The 13,080-nt window shown below is 40.9% G+C and carries 22 protein-coding genes; 11 read left to right on the forward strand and 11 right to left on the reverse strand.

Features of this window, described 5'->3' with window-relative positions; all coding sequences use genetic code 11:
• Positions 1 to 493 precede the first annotated feature (493 nt).
• On the forward strand, positions 494 to 1,774 hold the full coding sequence (locus NI467_RS06185) for an integrase family protein (RefSeq protein WP_253151781.1): 1,281 nt from the start codon (positions 494 to 496) through the stop codon (positions 1,772 to 1,774).
• Positions 1,775 to 1,786: 12 nt separating this feature from the next.
• On the opposite strand, the gene NI467_RS06190 is transcribed toward NI467_RS06185, so the two are convergent.
• From NI467_RS06190 to NI467_RS06240, 11 genes are all read right to left on the reverse strand, one after another.
• On the reverse strand, positions 1,787 to 2,050 hold the full coding sequence (locus tag NI467_RS06190) for a helix-turn-helix domain-containing protein (protein WP_151206184.1): 264 nt from the start codon (positions 2,048 to 2,050) through the stop codon (positions 1,787 to 1,789).
• Between the two features lie 50 nt (positions 2,051 to 2,100).
• Positions 2,101 to 2,484, reverse strand: coding sequence for a DUF551 domain-containing protein (locus NI467_RS06195; protein WP_253151783.1), 384 nt, complete (start codon positions 2,482 to 2,484; stop codon positions 2,101 to 2,103).
• A complete protein-coding gene (locus tag NI467_RS06200; protein WP_253151785.1) occupies positions 2,484 to 2,810 on the reverse strand; it encodes a hypothetical protein in 327 nt (108 codons plus the stop codon). The genes NI467_RS06195 and NI467_RS06200 overlap by 1 nt, the downstream gene beginning before the upstream one ends.
• On the reverse strand, positions 2,810 to 3,052 hold the full coding sequence (locus tag NI467_RS06205; RefSeq protein WP_253151787.1) for a hypothetical protein: 243 nt from the start codon (positions 3,050 to 3,052) through the stop codon (positions 2,810 to 2,812). Before NI467_RS06205 ends, NI467_RS06200 begins: the two co-directional genes overlap by 1 nt.
• Positions 3,049 to 3,729: a putative quorum-sensing-regulated virulence factor gene (locus NI467_RS06210; RefSeq protein ID WP_253151789.1), complete on the reverse strand. Its 681-nt coding sequence runs from the start codon at positions 3,727 to 3,729 to the stop codon at positions 3,049 to 3,051. The genes NI467_RS06205 and NI467_RS06210 overlap by 4 nt, the downstream gene beginning before the upstream one ends.
• On the reverse strand, positions 3,726 to 4,847 hold the full coding sequence (locus NI467_RS06215) for an ATP-binding protein (protein WP_253151799.1): 1,122 nt from the start codon (positions 4,845 to 4,847) through the stop codon (positions 3,726 to 3,728). The genes NI467_RS06210 and NI467_RS06215 overlap by 4 nt, the downstream gene beginning before the upstream one ends.
• Before the next feature lies 1 nt (position 4,848).
• Positions 4,849 to 5,385, reverse strand: coding sequence for a hypothetical protein (locus tag NI467_RS06220; protein ID WP_151206186.1), 537 nt, complete (start codon positions 5,383 to 5,385; stop codon positions 4,849 to 4,851).
• Between the two features lie 2 nt (positions 5,386 to 5,387).
• Positions 5,388 to 5,810, reverse strand: a complete 423-nt coding sequence (locus NI467_RS06225; protein ID WP_253151801.1) for a hypothetical protein — start codon at positions 5,808 to 5,810, stop codon at positions 5,388 to 5,390.
• A 205-nt stretch (positions 5,811 to 6,015) separates the two neighbouring features.
• Entirely contained in the window at positions 6,016 to 6,717 is a 702-nt protein-coding gene (locus tag NI467_RS06230) for a hypothetical protein (protein WP_253151803.1), read from the reverse strand.
• Positions 6,714 to 7,190, reverse strand: coding sequence for a hypothetical protein (locus NI467_RS06235; RefSeq protein ID WP_253151805.1), 477 nt, complete (start codon positions 7,188 to 7,190; stop codon positions 6,714 to 6,716). The genes NI467_RS06230 and NI467_RS06235 overlap by 4 nt, the downstream gene beginning before the upstream one ends.
• Before the next feature lie 59 nt (positions 7,191 to 7,249).
• Positions 7,250 to 7,948, reverse strand: coding sequence for a LexA family transcriptional regulator (locus NI467_RS06240; RefSeq protein ID WP_253151815.1), 699 nt, complete (start codon positions 7,946 to 7,948; stop codon positions 7,250 to 7,252).
• Between the two features lie 116 nt (positions 7,949 to 8,064).
• Here NI467_RS06240 and NI467_RS06245 point away from each other — a divergent pair, with 116 nt between their 5' ends.
• The 10 genes from NI467_RS06245 to NI467_RS06290 all read left to right on the forward strand — a co-directional run bounded on the left by NI467_RS06245 (position 8,065) and on the right by NI467_RS06290 (position 12,967).
• The gene (locus tag NI467_RS06245) at positions 8,065 to 8,319 is read left to right on the forward strand and encodes a helix-turn-helix domain-containing protein (protein WP_253151817.1); all 255 of its coding nucleotides are present in this window, start codon (positions 8,065 to 8,067) and stop codon (positions 8,317 to 8,319) included.
• Positions 8,320 to 8,377: 58 nt separating this feature from the next.
• Positions 8,378 to 8,866: a phage regulatory CII family protein gene (locus NI467_RS06250; protein WP_151206195.1), complete on the forward strand. Its 489-nt coding sequence runs from the start codon at positions 8,378 to 8,380 to the stop codon at positions 8,864 to 8,866.
• Positions 8,867 to 8,914: 48 nt separating this feature from the next.
• A complete protein-coding gene (locus tag NI467_RS06255; RefSeq protein ID WP_253151820.1) occupies positions 8,915 to 9,247 on the forward strand; it encodes a hypothetical protein in 333 nt (110 codons plus the stop codon).
• Positions 9,244 to 10,080 carry a hypothetical protein gene (locus NI467_RS06260; protein ID WP_253151822.1) on the forward strand — a complete coding sequence of 279 codons (837 nt, stop codon included), beginning with the start codon at positions 9,244 to 9,246 and terminating at the stop codon, positions 10,078 to 10,080. The genes NI467_RS06255 and NI467_RS06260 overlap by 4 nt, the downstream gene beginning before the upstream one ends.
• Entirely contained in the window at positions 10,077 to 10,820 is a 744-nt protein-coding gene (locus tag NI467_RS06265; RefSeq protein WP_253151825.1) for an ATP-binding protein, read from the forward strand. Before NI467_RS06260 ends, NI467_RS06265 begins: the two co-directional genes overlap by 4 nt.
• Positions 10,817 to 11,482, forward strand: a complete 666-nt coding sequence (locus NI467_RS06270; protein ID WP_253151827.1) for a hypothetical protein — start codon at positions 10,817 to 10,819, stop codon at positions 11,480 to 11,482. The genes NI467_RS06265 and NI467_RS06270 overlap by 4 nt, the downstream gene beginning before the upstream one ends.
• Complete coding sequence (locus tag NI467_RS06275; RefSeq protein WP_174659732.1) at positions 11,479 to 11,754, forward strand: hypothetical protein; 276 nt, start codon at positions 11,479 to 11,481, stop codon at positions 11,752 to 11,754. The genes NI467_RS06270 and NI467_RS06275 overlap by 4 nt, the downstream gene beginning before the upstream one ends.
• A complete protein-coding gene (locus NI467_RS06280) occupies positions 11,751 to 12,161 on the forward strand; it encodes a DUF559 domain-containing protein (RefSeq protein ID WP_253151829.1) in 411 nt (136 codons plus the stop codon). The genes NI467_RS06275 and NI467_RS06280 overlap by 4 nt, the downstream gene beginning before the upstream one ends.
• Positions 12,158 to 12,607, forward strand: a complete 450-nt coding sequence (locus tag NI467_RS06285) for a hypothetical protein (protein ID WP_253151831.1) — start codon at positions 12,158 to 12,160, stop codon at positions 12,605 to 12,607. The genes NI467_RS06280 and NI467_RS06285 overlap by 4 nt, the downstream gene beginning before the upstream one ends.
• A 138-nt stretch (positions 12,608 to 12,745) precedes the next feature.
• Positions 12,746 to 12,967 (forward strand): hypothetical protein, encoded by a 222-nt coding sequence (locus tag NI467_RS06290; RefSeq protein ID WP_253151832.1) that lies wholly within the window; start codon positions 12,746 to 12,748, stop codon positions 12,965 to 12,967.
• Positions 12,968 to 13,080 lie beyond the last annotated feature (113 nt).

Genomic DNA, 13,080 nt, shown 5'->3' on the forward strand with positions numbered 1-13,080 from the left:
TTAAATCCATAAATAGGTGTCCACTTAAATTTAAGTGGACACTATCGCGGTATTAATGAGTTAGAAAAAGTGGGGTTCAGCGGACGCTTACTAATAGGTTTGTCGTCAAGCATGACAACTGTATTGTGCTAAAATTCCAGCCTATAAATCAGTAAATTAAATAAGCAGTCTACAAAAAATAAATTTTGTAGACTGTTGAAATGCAATGAAGTCAAAATGAATGCAATATGATGTAACAATGAAAGTATTTAAGTTATTGAAAATAAATGGATATTTAATATAATGCAAGCGATTGCCATCAGCGCCAGACTAGGAGGATTCTATTTTTTCTATAACACTATTATAGAATTACATAAATTAATATAATAAGTAAAAACAATAACTTAAAATCAAAAAATCTTCGATAAAATAGATGAAAATTCCCGTTGTATACGATTTGTATACTTTCTAAAAAACTTATCTAATTACCTTTTTCTTAGTGAACATTAATTCTATGAGCCAAAAAATTAATAAGCAATATGTCGATGAATTGGAGTTCGTTGAAAAAGGCCAGAAAATTTTTCGAGACTCAGAACTTACAGGCTTTGGTGTACGAGTAACACCTAATAGCAAAACTTTTGTAGTTGATAAAAAGCATAACAATAAACTGTACAGGGTAGTGCTTGGCACAACAGATACTATTTCTGTAGCTGGGGCTAGAAAAAAGGCTCAGCTAATTTTGGCACAAATTTATAGTGGCCAATATGTCTCTAAAAAAGGGAGTACAAACCAAAATGATTTCAATCCGCTAAATATCACTGTGGGTGACGCTCTTAATATTTACCTTAATAGAAATACATTTAAGCCCAAAACAGTTAGGCAATATAACAAATACATTGATCTTTACTTGGTCGGTTGGCGCAATCGTAAAATTTTTGAAATTACCAAAGATGAACTACTGAATAAGTTTTTAGACGCAACCGAAGTAAGCCCATCCAGTGCAAATGGGGCAGTTTCTCTAGTTGGAACTTTATGGAGGTACATGCACGTACTGTATTCAACAGACGACAAGCCAATCCTTAAGTCAAATCCTGTTGATGTTATCTCTGTCACTATTGGATGGAATAAGATCGCACCAAGAGAGCGCTATCTAAATAAAGATGTAATCTTTAAATATTATCAGGCGGTACTTCACTATTTTAATGAGTTAAATTTAGAGAGCACTGCCAGAAGTAATACACACCGAGATATTATTTTATTTGTGATGTATACCGGATGCCGTCGTGTAGAAGCATGTAGTTTGAGTTGGGATAAGGTGGATCTAGAAAATGGTACCGTCGCATTTAATGACACCAAAAATGGTAAACGTCATTTACTCCCGATTGGCGATCATCTTATCTCAATACTTAAAGCGCGCTATCTTCTTAAAGAAAATGACTGGGTGTTTCCAGCGACAAAGTTACCCACATCATGGAATGTGCATGCAACAACTATAGATCGTACATTAAAAGAAATAGGTGATCAGGTTGGCTTTTATGTTTCGACCCATGATTTCCGCAGAACCTTTGCAACTCTGTGCAATCTATTAAAGTTCAATATTTATGTGACCAAAAGACTGCTGAATCACACAGTCAAACCAAGGGTCGATGTTACTGGCGGTTATGTACAGATTCCATTGGAGGAGCTGCGTGTTTGTATGAATATGATTGAAGCTGTTTACCAGCAAAAATTAGACTGTTTTAACTATGAAAATGTGTGGAATAGTCGTTTGGAAGAATTAAAAAAGGCGGGATAACCCGCCTTAGCATTAATATTGAGCCGTATTTGTCATCGTTTTAGATTCAAGATAGGCCATCACATCTTTTTTCTTGTAGGCAATACGCTGGCCAATCTTAGAAAAAGGAAGTGATCGATCTTCACAACGCATCTTTGCTAGGGTCCAAGGGGAACACTGAAGATATAGAGCCACAATTTCCTGGGGAAAAAGTTGGTCTTCATGCGCATTTAAAAACCTTTCTAAAATTACGTTTTTTTCATCTTCAGAAATATTTGAATAAGTACGTAAAGCCATTCGTTATCTCCGTTAAATGTACAAATTGAGAGTGATTTCTCTAGTTTTAATCATGAGTCAGATCCGGTGGGTGCTTCCGGCAAGTGCATCCAATACGTTACATCAGCTTCTTCAAATTCATCTAAAGCCATCACGTTGTAGATATTGAATAAATTGCTGCGAGTTTGCGACATGCCAAGCACTAATATATTTGCGGGTGGTAGCTTATCGTTAACGCTAATCCACTCCGGCACCACTCGGGCTTTGGCTTCACTCAACCAACTTAAAGTTAGGTGGATTAAGCTTTCAAAGCTCATATTTTCGCTTTCGATACCTTTTTCCTTATCACCAACACTGAATTGGATTGAAGATATATCCACATCTTCATTTTTGAGTAAGGTTATTAGTGATTCGATAACAACTTCCGCACTAATAATTGTATTTTTAATATCCATCACGCCACCTTTAACTCTTTAAAATGCTTACACACATTTTGAATTACCTTAAAAAGCCATTTCTCTTCACGCTGCGTTGTATTTCTTGAAGTTGCTTTAAAAACATTAACCAAATGTTCTAGATAACCACGCCCATACCAAACATCGACAAAATAATCTTCTATGCGATCGTACCCACAACTTCCGCGATACCCAGTCCAAGCGCAATCCCAACATCGGATAGTTACCTGAAATGCTTGCTCTCCGTACCACGCAATAAAAACATCGATCGCATCTACGCCATTTTGTGCAGGGATATGGTGAGTGCGAATTTCTTTTACTTCCATCACGCCACCTTCACTTCTAAATAAGCAGGGCAGCGGAGGTGCATTTCATACTCATCAAATAGCGCCTGGCATGCTGCATTGCCTGTTAAATCATTCTTTAAAAACACATAGCTCAATGTCTTGCGTGTGCCTTTCCCCGCAAATGTTGAGCTACCATCCGCAAGTTCTTTTTTCACATAACCCAACTTTTCCAACCATAACTTGAAGCCAACTTCATGTTTCTTTTTAATTCTGAAAATCATGCCGCTCCCTCCAATGCTTTACGCAGATAAGGGTCAATATCGGTGGTCAGCATCCATTTCACATAGTCCTTTGGAATCTCTTTTAATGGAGTGCCTTTATGCTTGCCGTAAGGCATTACAATCGGAGTGCGTACCTGTTCGGATAGGACATGCAATGAATTCATGTCTTTAATTCCTAACTTTAAACAGATGTTTTTCAGGATGATGTATGTGAACCAGATGTCATACTTCGCACTGTGAGCATTACGCAGGTAATCACGCGCTTTAACCTTATCTGTGCTCACAAAGTAGAACAGGGCGCTCAGTGTGTGGGTTTCCAGTTCTGGCCATGCAAAACGAGCCAAAGCCAAAGTACAGATCGATTTTTCAGGAACCGCAGTACCACATTTACGGATGGCTTCAATGTCGTAATTGATGTTGTGGCCAATCAGGCAATCTACTGAATCAGGTAACCGGAATGTTTCATAGCTTGGCTTCCCAGCAATGTCAGATTCCAAAATATGGTGAGTTGCCATTGCACCGTAGCTGATTGGCTCAGGGCATGAGAAAAAGTGATCAATTACAATGTCGCTTTTAAAGAACAAGACACCATCATTAAACATGCAAGGCGCGTATGCGATTTCAATAGGGAAACCATTAATCGTGTGAGTTTCCGTGTCCAAAATTACTGCTTTCATGCGCTCACCATTTCCTTTGCTATTTGTTCAATTTCTTGTTTAACCGCTGTCAGTTTGCTGGCTTCTATTTGATTGAGAGCATCAAGCCCCAAGTGCTCACACACTGTTTTTGTATCAAGACCACAGGTATCGATGAATTCCTGTAGAGCGGCAAGCTGCTCGTCAGATATCCCGTTGAACTCTGGTGGATCCACCCAGGCATTGCGCTGTTTATCGAATGTGCATTTCATTTCTAAAGCGCGGCGAACCAGTTCAGCCCGCATGTTTTTGTAATACAGGTGAGTATCTTCAAGAGACTGAGTGAGCTGATTTAAATCACTGGCATACTGGGCTTCAGCACAGCTTTGTACCCAGTTTTCTAAATCTTCCTGAGCCTTGATTGCGGCCAGCTGGTCGGGTGTTAGGGTATTGATATGATCTTTAGCCTGCTTAATGAGATCAGCTAAAAACGTAGGATTAGTCTTTAGATCTGGTACCCAAACTTCGCCAGTTTCACCACCTAAACCACCTGCATTTTTGGCATGGTGAGTAGGGCAAGGCCTAAAGCTGATAACCCGCTCATGTTTACCTTCACCTGTTTGCACAGTGGTTAGGTAGCCCATTACGTCTGCAATGCGATATAGCTCATTACGGTTCTTACCACCCAGATCTGGTCGGTAAATTACCTGGTCACCATTTTGATCTTCTGAAGCATGGGCAATGAAAACTACGTCTTTACCTGAAGCAATCAGCGTATTCACATACTGTTTAAAGATATTGTTGGCCAAGCCCTGGGCTTTGAGTTTCAAAGAGCCATCTTTCTGTTTATTGGTCGCATTCAGCATCAGATGAGTCTTGATGCTTTCAAGCATTGCGCCCACGGTATCAATCACAATGGTTTTGAATGGTTCCAGATCCTGCATAGTCAGATTAGCTACATCGGCCCATTGATTGACCTGAACCACAGCACCGCGACGCAATTCACCAGTACGGTGAGAGCCTTTGTCGAAGTCGAATGAAATAGCTTTTTCACCGGTAAAGCCAATAGAAGTTTTACCCAAGCCTGGATCTGCATACAGATAAACAATGATGGCTTGGACAAGTAGCGGCTGATCCGCTGGAATAATATTAATCGCCATCTCAACGTACTCCTGCAGAACGGTTTTTACGCTTAAAGCTCTTATAGTCTTCCGATGCAAAGAAGCCGGTACTTTCCAAAACCTGATGACGTCTGTTTTTACGCATAGCAACACGTGCATTTTCCAGCCCATCTAAAATCCATTGCGGCGTAACTGATTTATCCATTTTCTTCAGCGAGCCATCAGGCTGTATGCAGTAGATAATCGTGTTACATAGATAGTCGGCAATAGTCCCGGAGCTTTTGACACGTAGGGCAAAATAGCTCGCACGGGTTTTACCCACTCGATAAATTTCAAGGCCTTCAAAGGTCTTGATGTATTCAGAGAAATAACGGTGAGTGGAGCTAAACTTTATTGGCATTGGAATGACAGGTAGCTCATCTGCTTTGAATTGCAGGAAACCGGTGTAAAGATCAGCAAAATTAACCTGAGCCTGATCATTAAGAGGTGACCAGTCATCAGAGCCGTATTCACACCAGTAAACTAGCTGGCCATTCAAAAGCGCTTCAAAAATTTGATCAGCGGATTTAAGAATCATGATTACGCCTCCACCAGGTTATTTTTTTCAATAAAAGTGGAGAGCAATAAGTTGATATTGCGATGGTCGTTTTGATCAGTGAAGTCAGGAAAAGTATTGCCGTATTTGTCGGTAATGTGGTCAATAGATAACTGGGTGATTTCAACCGCATAGAATTCACTACCTGGTACGCCGTAGCTGTCTTCAACCGTTTCAAAGTCAAAACTCACGTCGAGTGTGAAGTCATCCAGGCGAATAACAGCAGTACCTGTGTTTTCACCAGATAGATCCATAGCAGCTACTGCCGAGAACTCCGGAATAGAGTTATGCAGAGCAGGAGTGCTGGCCGCCTCCAGCTTATAAGCGAATGTTAAAGCACCAATTGTTACGGCACCGGCAACAAGTGTTACCTTGAGGCTATTGAAAGGGGTTAAGGTTTTGTTCATAATCAATCTCGCTGTAAGTAAAGCACTCAAAGGGTTCGAAGTCTTGAGTGCTTTTTTAATGTCTACGAGATGTAATTTAGTATTTACTAAATATTAAGTCAATAGTATTTACTAATTTTTATTTAGTGTTGGCTAAATAGTGTGTTTTAATAGGCAAAAGAAAACCCACCGCTGGGGTGGGTCAGGTTTGAAACCTGCTTAAGAGTCAAGCATGAAGCATTTGGCTGAGTGGTTTAACTAATGCAAAGTCAGCAAGGACAACTTGTTCTGATTTATATTTATCGTTTTCGAGATCATCAAGAATAACCATAAAATCCAGGTCACTATTATGGTTCTGAGTATCAACATATTTGCGAAGTAGGTCATTTGTCCTGCGCTTATCTACCTTTGCAAAATCAATCATATGATTGTTGGAGCCAAAATTAAACTTATACTTACCACCAGATCTTCCTTGTACTTCCGGGCTTACTTCTAGATTGTCGAATCTTTTCTCCAAAACGATGCGTAACTGATCTAAAATTTTAGTAACATGGTCAGATTTTGGCTTAGGCTGAAACTCGATCATCATCCTAATTACATCGCTGTAATCAAGTAAGTCAAAAGTTAAGTCTTCCTCGGTGGTAGTGGCTGTAAGCGCCTGGTCAAGTATATGGATATTTGGAAAGTTAGATGTAAACTCACGAGCCTTTTCAACAACATTAAAGCCAGCAATACCAATGGAGTCATCAAAAGCCTGAATATTTAAGCCATTGTCAGTAAGCTCAATAGTTCCATTGGGGTGACGGAAGGCGTTTAAGATTGCAGGAGAGCCATTTTTAAAAATAAAAGGCAAAGAGAAGGCGCAAAAATTTTCCTGCTCAGAAAATTTTTGTATAAATGAATCAACTATTAAATTTGATAATTTCATAGCAACTCTCCTTCAAATGGGCCAATTATTCTTGAGGAGCTAAATTCTATATTTGCTTCATGAGCAAACATCGCAAAATAGTCCGGCCAAGTCGTACTATTATAATCCAAATCCAACTGCGAAACGTTATTTAAAATATGTAAGTGAGAGCCATATATCTTTGTTCGTGTAGCTCTATCCACATGTGAGCGAGTTGTATTGGGGTAAATACACAGGTCGATTATTGGATTTGTGGCCGATCCTTCGCGCAACAAAAGCCCCAGGGTATGCTTCATGTAGCCTTGGGTTCGATTAGTCTCAAGCCTAAGGCTTAGTCCTGGTATATTATCGCCTCGCTCATCATATACAGGGGAAGAAAACCTAGAATACTGATGCTGAGAGCCAGTTGTTTGCATTATTACATCATCAGTGAATATCTTTTTCGCCGCTATGAGAAGCTTGGCTCTCTCTAAATCTATAATTGAATTTCGCATTTACCCCTCTTTCAAAATCCATACATTAAACCCAAGCCGCATATAGCGGCTTTTATTATTTAAATCTTGCGCGGCTTCTTCTTAGCTCGATAAACATAGCGAATACAATCCACTACCTCGCCAACAAATTCACAATCTTGATCAAGCGGGATAATATTTGGCTTAAATTCAGGGTTGATAGCTTGTAGGTATTTAGTGCCATCTGGCTCAATCACCAGGCGCTTGAAAGTCGCATCATCGAATTTCCTAACAACAACAATGTCACCTGAGTTCATATCGCAAAACGGTAGTGTCGGATCAACAAGGATGTAATCACCTTCGTGAAACTCCGGGTAATTACTCAAGCCCTGAACTTTCAGGTAAAAGCATTTCTCACAATCACCATCCGGGATGGGTAGCCACTCTTCCACCTGTGACATATCGACAGCTTCGACATTAGTCATAGTTCCAGCTTGAACCCAAGACAGAACAGGGGCCATACGTGCTTTAACTCTTGGGACGTTCGCCAAGCTTTCGCCCCCAAATAAATTTTTGGCAGGTTGTTGATCTAGGGTTCCAACTTCCCACCCAACCTTTCTCTCTAAGTTTCGAGCTGCGCGTTCACCAAAACTCCCATGACCTTTCACAAGTTGAGATATATGACTTGGATTAAGGTCGTAATGCTCACAAAACGCAGCATCCGAAGAAAATCCCTCAGATTTTAATTTGGCATCAATAGCCTGGCGCAGATTGGCGCGTCTTAAAGAAATTATGTCCATAGTGATATTTCATATAGTTTTTAGTAAAAAGTAAATTCGCAAACACTAAATCTCGATTGACTTATTAAGTAATAAAAATTAGTATTTACTAAATATTAGTAATTAGGAGATTTAAGATGTCTTCTGCTCATACAGCTGAACTAAAGAGCTTTCTTAATCGATTACCCCCAACCGAAAGAAAAGCATTTGCAAAACGATGCCAAACCTCAATCGGGTACTTGCATCAAATCATGTACGGCAATAGCAAGTGCAGTGCTTTATTAGCAATAAGAATCGATAAGGAAAGCAATGGTGCTGTTAAGTGCGATTTACTGTGCCCAGAGGCGGATTTTAACTACATCAGGAATCAAGCCTTATCACTAACTGCTTAAACCAATTATCAATCAGTAATTATTTTTAATAAACGTGAATAAACAAAGGGATTCACACATGGAATTCAGTAAAGAAGCACAAAGTGCAATGTACAAGATGATCCACCAAACGCCGGGCATCGATCCTAAGCAAATTGCTGATGTTTTGGGTGATTCACATAAGACTGTTTTGAACTATGCAAATCCAAATATGGACTATCTGCCAAGCCTGAAAAAATTCGAAATGATGCTTTCCTTCACTGGTAATCCGGTTGTTTTGCGTGCATGGGCGCATCAGTTGGGATTGGCTCTGATTCCTACTGGTTGCGATGGCAGTAAACATCATGAGTTATCGGTGATTGAAGCGATGATGCAGGGAAATATCTGCAATGGGCAGGCGAATCAGAAGGTATATGAAGCTTACGAAGATGGCGTAATCACACCGCAAGAATATGAAGAAATTCACAGCATCTTCCAGCGGATTATTGAGTTTGCCACAGCTGCCGATCAGGCAGCATTCAAACAAATGAAGCGCTACACATCAAATGCACAAAAAGAAAAAGCCTGATGGTCAAGATCAGGCTTTTCAATTCATTAATTATTGGAACCAATGAATATGAAATCAAATTTAGCACATGAAGTGGTGCAGAACAAGAGATTGAAAATAGTGCCGCAGCATAAACACTTACAAGGCATTCAAGGCTGGTATGAGCCGGCACTGAGAACACTAAACGGTTTATTGGATATCCGTAAAGCCAATCTCCGCAAGATTAACCGCGACGAGGCCAATGCTGCTGTCACACGTGACGAATTTATTGAAATGCTTATCAATGAGCACCGGATCTCAGCCTGGTATGCATCTGAGATTATCGCAAGCCTGTTACGTGCCGAACTAATTTTAATGTTTGGCCGTTTTATACAGATCAATGAAACAAGGGGTGTGCAGTGAGCCATATTCTGTCACTACGTGGCACAGGTCAACCCATTGCCTATTTCCCTAAACTGGGCAAATACATCGGCTGTGTGAAGGCTGGAATCTTTCTTGGCCAAATGGTTTTCTGGTCTGATAAGACTGATAACCCCCTGGGCGTTTATAAGACTTCTGAGCAGATTGAAGAAGAGACAGGGCTGTCTTATCGCGAGCAAGCAAATGCTCGAAAGAAACTCGTTGCCCTGGGTTTAATCTCGGAAACGTACAAGCGTCTAGACCATCGTTTGTACTTCAAATTTAATGAAGAACGCTTTGATGAGTGGCTTACAGAGATGATTTTGGCGAACTCACAAAGTGTTAGTTCCCCAACTGACGAAAGCGCAGTTCGGGAGCAAACAAAAGCGCAATTCGTTCCTACAGAGAATACAACAGAGAATACTACAGATATAAACACACACCCTAACGCGCAAGCTGAAACTCAAAATCAGGACTGGAACCCAAATCTTGAGCAACTGGCAATCGCTTTGAGAACCACAAAATATTCTCACCGCGTTTCTGAAATTCTCGGCATGGAAGATTTTCAATTCCATCTTGGAAACTTCAACGCACATCACGAGAAAAATCACCAGATCTCTGATAACCAAAAACTTCGCAAGTTTGCACAGTGGATATTTCAGGAATTCGAAAGGTCTCTCGAAAAAGCTGAGCGCAAAAACAAACAGTCTTCTGGTTACTCACGTTCTGAAAAACAAAATTCTAATCTGGATGTGAACACTGCCTGGAACAATCAACCGGTACAGCAACATGCACCAGTGAATTCACCAGTCCACATCCCGGAGGACTTTGTATGAACGCAATATCACCGTTTTCATTTGGTTTGAAGCAAGTCCATGAGTTTTGTAATAAACACCAAACTGCAATGGTTCAAGCTGGTCCATACCACAAATGCCCACAGTGCGCCGTAGAGTTTCTTGATGAACAAAAGCGAAATGCACAAGCTGAAATTGATCGTGCCGTACGTGAAAAACACTTTGCAGGGGCAATGCTTCCAGAACGTCATGCTGGGTCAGGTTTTAAAAACTACGATGTTAAACATGCTGGACAACAGAATGCATTGAACCAAGTGGTTTCATTTGCGAAGAACATGATCAATGGCCACAAGAATAATTTTGTGATGGTAGGGCCTACTGGTACCGGTAAAACTCATCTGAGCTGTGCTACGGCTCGGACATTGCTCAACAAGGGCAAGTATGCGCGTTACATCACCAGTGAGGACATGGCGCAGCGAATCATGAATGCATGGGAGCAGCCGGACGCTACCGAGAAATCTGTAATTTATGACTTCACTCAGTATGACCTGTTGATCCTGGATGAATACGGATTACATGACCGTGATAAACGCCGTGAGTTGGTCCACAAAGTTTTATATGCACGTTATGACCGCATGAAGCCAACTATGCTGATTTCGAATCTAACCCTGGAAGAACTGCAGAAGGATTTAGGTGATCGTCTTTGGTCTCGTTTTCAGCAGGGCAGCCTGACCGTAGTGGAATGCAATTGGATAGATCAGCGTGTAGGGGGTGGGGTGTGAAGGAACGTCCAATTTTATTCAATGCTGTAATGGTCAACGCAATTTTGGAAGGTCGTAAGACCCAGACTCGTCGAATCATGCGTCGCCAGCCAGACGATGTCGAACGCTTTTACCGCGGTGAATCAACGACTGATACCGATGCACGTCATGCAATTTTACGCTGTTATAACAAGCCAAAAGGCTTTAAGAGCTGCAATAGTGGGTGGTTAGGTCATGCGACTTACAAAACCCCATTTACTGAGTTCCGTGTTGGTGATCGTTTGTGGGTACGTGAAACCTTTATGGATTTAAGCGGTACTGGAGTGGAGCATCGAGACTCGGAAGGCAAACTTCAGCGTTTCGCGTATGCAGCTGATTGCCCAAAAGGAAGCTATGGGGATGAAATGCGAAAAGAATTTGGTCTTAAATGGAAACCTTCAATTCACATGCCTCGGTCAGCATGCCGAATCGTGCTGGAAATTACCAAGATCCGTGTTGAGCAACTTCAAGACATTTCTGAATCAGACTGCTTAAAAGAAGGTGTTGGTTCACCAATCTTACGTGACTGCAAAAAACCTAAATTTATGCAGTTATGGGAATCAATTAACGGTATGGATTCTTGGACTGTAAACCCATGGGTGTGGGTAGTTGAGTTTAAGGTGATTCAAGGTGGTAAAGCGTGAACGAAAGAACGTATCAGCACAACAAAGCGGCCTCATTAAATCGTGGCATTGATGTTTTACTTGTTATTAAAAACACACCAATCGCCACAACCAAGGAGATTCAAGATCAAGCGTTGCCATACATGACAATCAGATCGGTGCAACGCTATTTAAAAACTTTGGTGCAAATTGGCCTTATTGGGTTTGTGGGTGGTGGTAATGATGAATATCGTTATTTTCTCACACCTAAGGCAAAACAGTTATTTGGAGTGCAGGGTATGGGGGATACATGACCAGCTACTCAATTTCTGAATACAAAAAAATGGTGAAAGCCACTAGGTCGAAAGGGCGCTCCACACGCCCTAAGGTGAAAGGGGTAAAAATACCAAATGAGTTTGAAGCGAAGCTGGCCAGAGAGTTAAAGACTTTAAAAATTAATTTTGAGCAGGAATTCGAGTTTCACCCAAAGCGAAAGTGGAGAGCTGATTTTCACTTAGTGGGTAAAAAGATATTGGTCGAAGTGGAAGGTGGGATCTGGAGTGGTGGCAGGCATACAAGGGGTAAGGGGTATATCGGCGACATGGAAAAGTATAACGCAGCAACGATGATGGGTTTTCAGGTAATACGGTTTAGTACGGATCAAGTGAAGTCAGGTCACGCGATCCAGCAGATAGAGAAGATGGTAGGGGATTTAGGATGAATGCGATGGTTGATAGAAAACATTTTTCGGTAGCTATTAATTGGGCAGAACAGCCTATTGAATGGCATTTAGAACAATATGGATCATGGTTATTGATTGATGAAAATTATGTGTGTTTGGGTGCATCAAGTATTTTAGGGCATTTAATCGATACGGTTAATGGGGTGTGCGTTGATAGGCGGGAACGTGTAGCACCACGATGTAAGATTAATGATACACATGCTGATGCTGTAGGCGACATGCTGACTACTCTAATGAAGAATGAAAATTCAAAAGTTCAGAAATGGCTCAAGATTGTCATTATGTTCTATGTGGAATTTAAGTCGGAGGCGACCATTGCTAAACAGCTTGGTATATCTGAGTTTTCAGTAGCGAGAGACAAGATGTTGGGTATGGTTCGACTGGCGACCAAGTATCAGCTTAGAAGTCGCATAATTGGGGCTTGAAAGTCAGGGTGTATATTGGTATATTTCTGTTATAGTGATCGAAGTGTACGTTAAAGCACTAGATTGATTTAAAAGCTCGCCAAATGGTGGGCTTTTTTATTTGTGTTATAGTCGGGCCCAGTGAAAGTAGGCAGTAGCATGAATATTTGTATTGGCGGTGATCTAGCGGGTCAAGAAGTAGTTGGGTTTGACAAGCAGTTTTTTAATGCTAGTGAAGTTGAAGATAGTAAGACTTCGGAGTATCGCAGACAGCCTTATATTATCGACAATGTTACATATCGATTTTGGATTTCTGGTGATTTGAAGTTGTGGGATGCTACGGATCAAGTTGAAGCATATATACGACATCCAAAACATTGAATTAAGGAGCTCATCTAAAGGTGGGCTTTTTTAATGCCCTGAGAAATGTTGGTGTAAGCAAGATCAGGGCACCAATGGCGGTTCCTATTAATTTCTAGTGGTTTTTAAATTAA

Source organism: Acinetobacter sp. S4397-1, assembly GCF_024129285.1.
Lineage (GTDB): Bacteria > Pseudomonadota > Gammaproteobacteria > Pseudomonadales > Moraxellaceae > Acinetobacter > Acinetobacter lwoffii_C.

Bases quoted from the DNA above. Each gene is read 5' to 3' on its own strand.
- NI467_RS06185 (WP_253151781.1), top strand. From the start codon at position 494: ATGAGCCAAAAAATTAATAAGCAATATGTCGATGAATTGGAGTTCGTT.
- NI467_RS06190 (WP_151206184.1), bottom strand. From the start codon at position 2,050: ATGGCTTTACGTACTTATTCAAATATTTCTGAAGATGAAAAAAACGTA.
- NI467_RS06195 (WP_253151783.1), bottom strand. From the start codon at position 2,484: ATGGATATTAAAAATACAATTATTAGTGCGGAAGTTGTTATCGAATCA.
- NI467_RS06200 (WP_253151785.1), bottom strand. From the start codon at position 2,810: ATGGAAGTAAAAGAAATTCGCACTCACCATATCCCTGCACAAAATGGC.
- NI467_RS06205 (WP_253151787.1), bottom strand. From the start codon at position 3,052: ATGATTTTCAGAATTAAAAAGAAACATGAAGTTGGCTTCAAGTTATGG.
- NI467_RS06210 (WP_253151789.1), bottom strand. From the start codon at position 3,729: ATGAAAGCAGTAATTTTGGACACGGAAACTCACACGATTAATGGTTTC.
- NI467_RS06215 (WP_253151799.1), bottom strand. From the start codon at position 4,847: ATGGCGATTAATATTATTCCAGCGGATCAGCCGCTACTTGTCCAAGCC.
- NI467_RS06220 (WP_151206186.1), bottom strand. From the start codon at position 5,385: ATGATTCTTAAATCCGCTGATCAAATTTTTGAAGCGCTTTTGAATGGC.
- NI467_RS06225 (WP_253151801.1), bottom strand. From the start codon at position 5,810: ATGAACAAAACCTTAACCCCTTTCAATAGCCTCAAGGTAACACTTGTT.
- NI467_RS06230 (WP_253151803.1), bottom strand. From the start codon at position 6,717: ATGAAATTATCAAATTTAATAGTTGATTCATTTATACAAAAATTTTCT.
- NI467_RS06235 (WP_253151805.1), bottom strand. From the start codon at position 7,190: ATGCGAAATTCAATTATAGATTTAGAGAGAGCCAAGCTTCTCATAGCG.
- NI467_RS06240 (WP_253151815.1), bottom strand. From the start codon at position 7,948: ATGGACATAATTTCTTTAAGACGCGCCAATCTGCGCCAGGCTATTGAT.
- NI467_RS06245 (WP_253151817.1), top strand. From the start codon at position 8,065: ATGTCTTCTGCTCATACAGCTGAACTAAAGAGCTTTCTTAATCGATTA.
- NI467_RS06250 (WP_151206195.1), top strand. From the start codon at position 8,378: ATGGAATTCAGTAAAGAAGCACAAAGTGCAATGTACAAGATGATCCAC.
- NI467_RS06255 (WP_253151820.1), top strand. From the start codon at position 8,915: ATGAAATCAAATTTAGCACATGAAGTGGTGCAGAACAAGAGATTGAAA.
- NI467_RS06265 (WP_253151825.1), top strand. From the start codon at position 10,077: ATGAACGCAATATCACCGTTTTCATTTGGTTTGAAGCAAGTCCATGAG.
- NI467_RS06280 (WP_253151829.1), top strand. From the start codon at position 11,751: ATGACCAGCTACTCAATTTCTGAATACAAAAAAATGGTGAAAGCCACT.
- NI467_RS06285 (WP_253151831.1), top strand. From the start codon at position 12,158: ATGAATGCGATGGTTGATAGAAAACATTTTTCGGTAGCTATTAATTGG.
- NI467_RS06290 (WP_253151832.1), top strand. From the start codon at position 12,746: ATGAATATTTGTATTGGCGGTGATCTAGCGGGTCAAGAAGTAGTTGGG.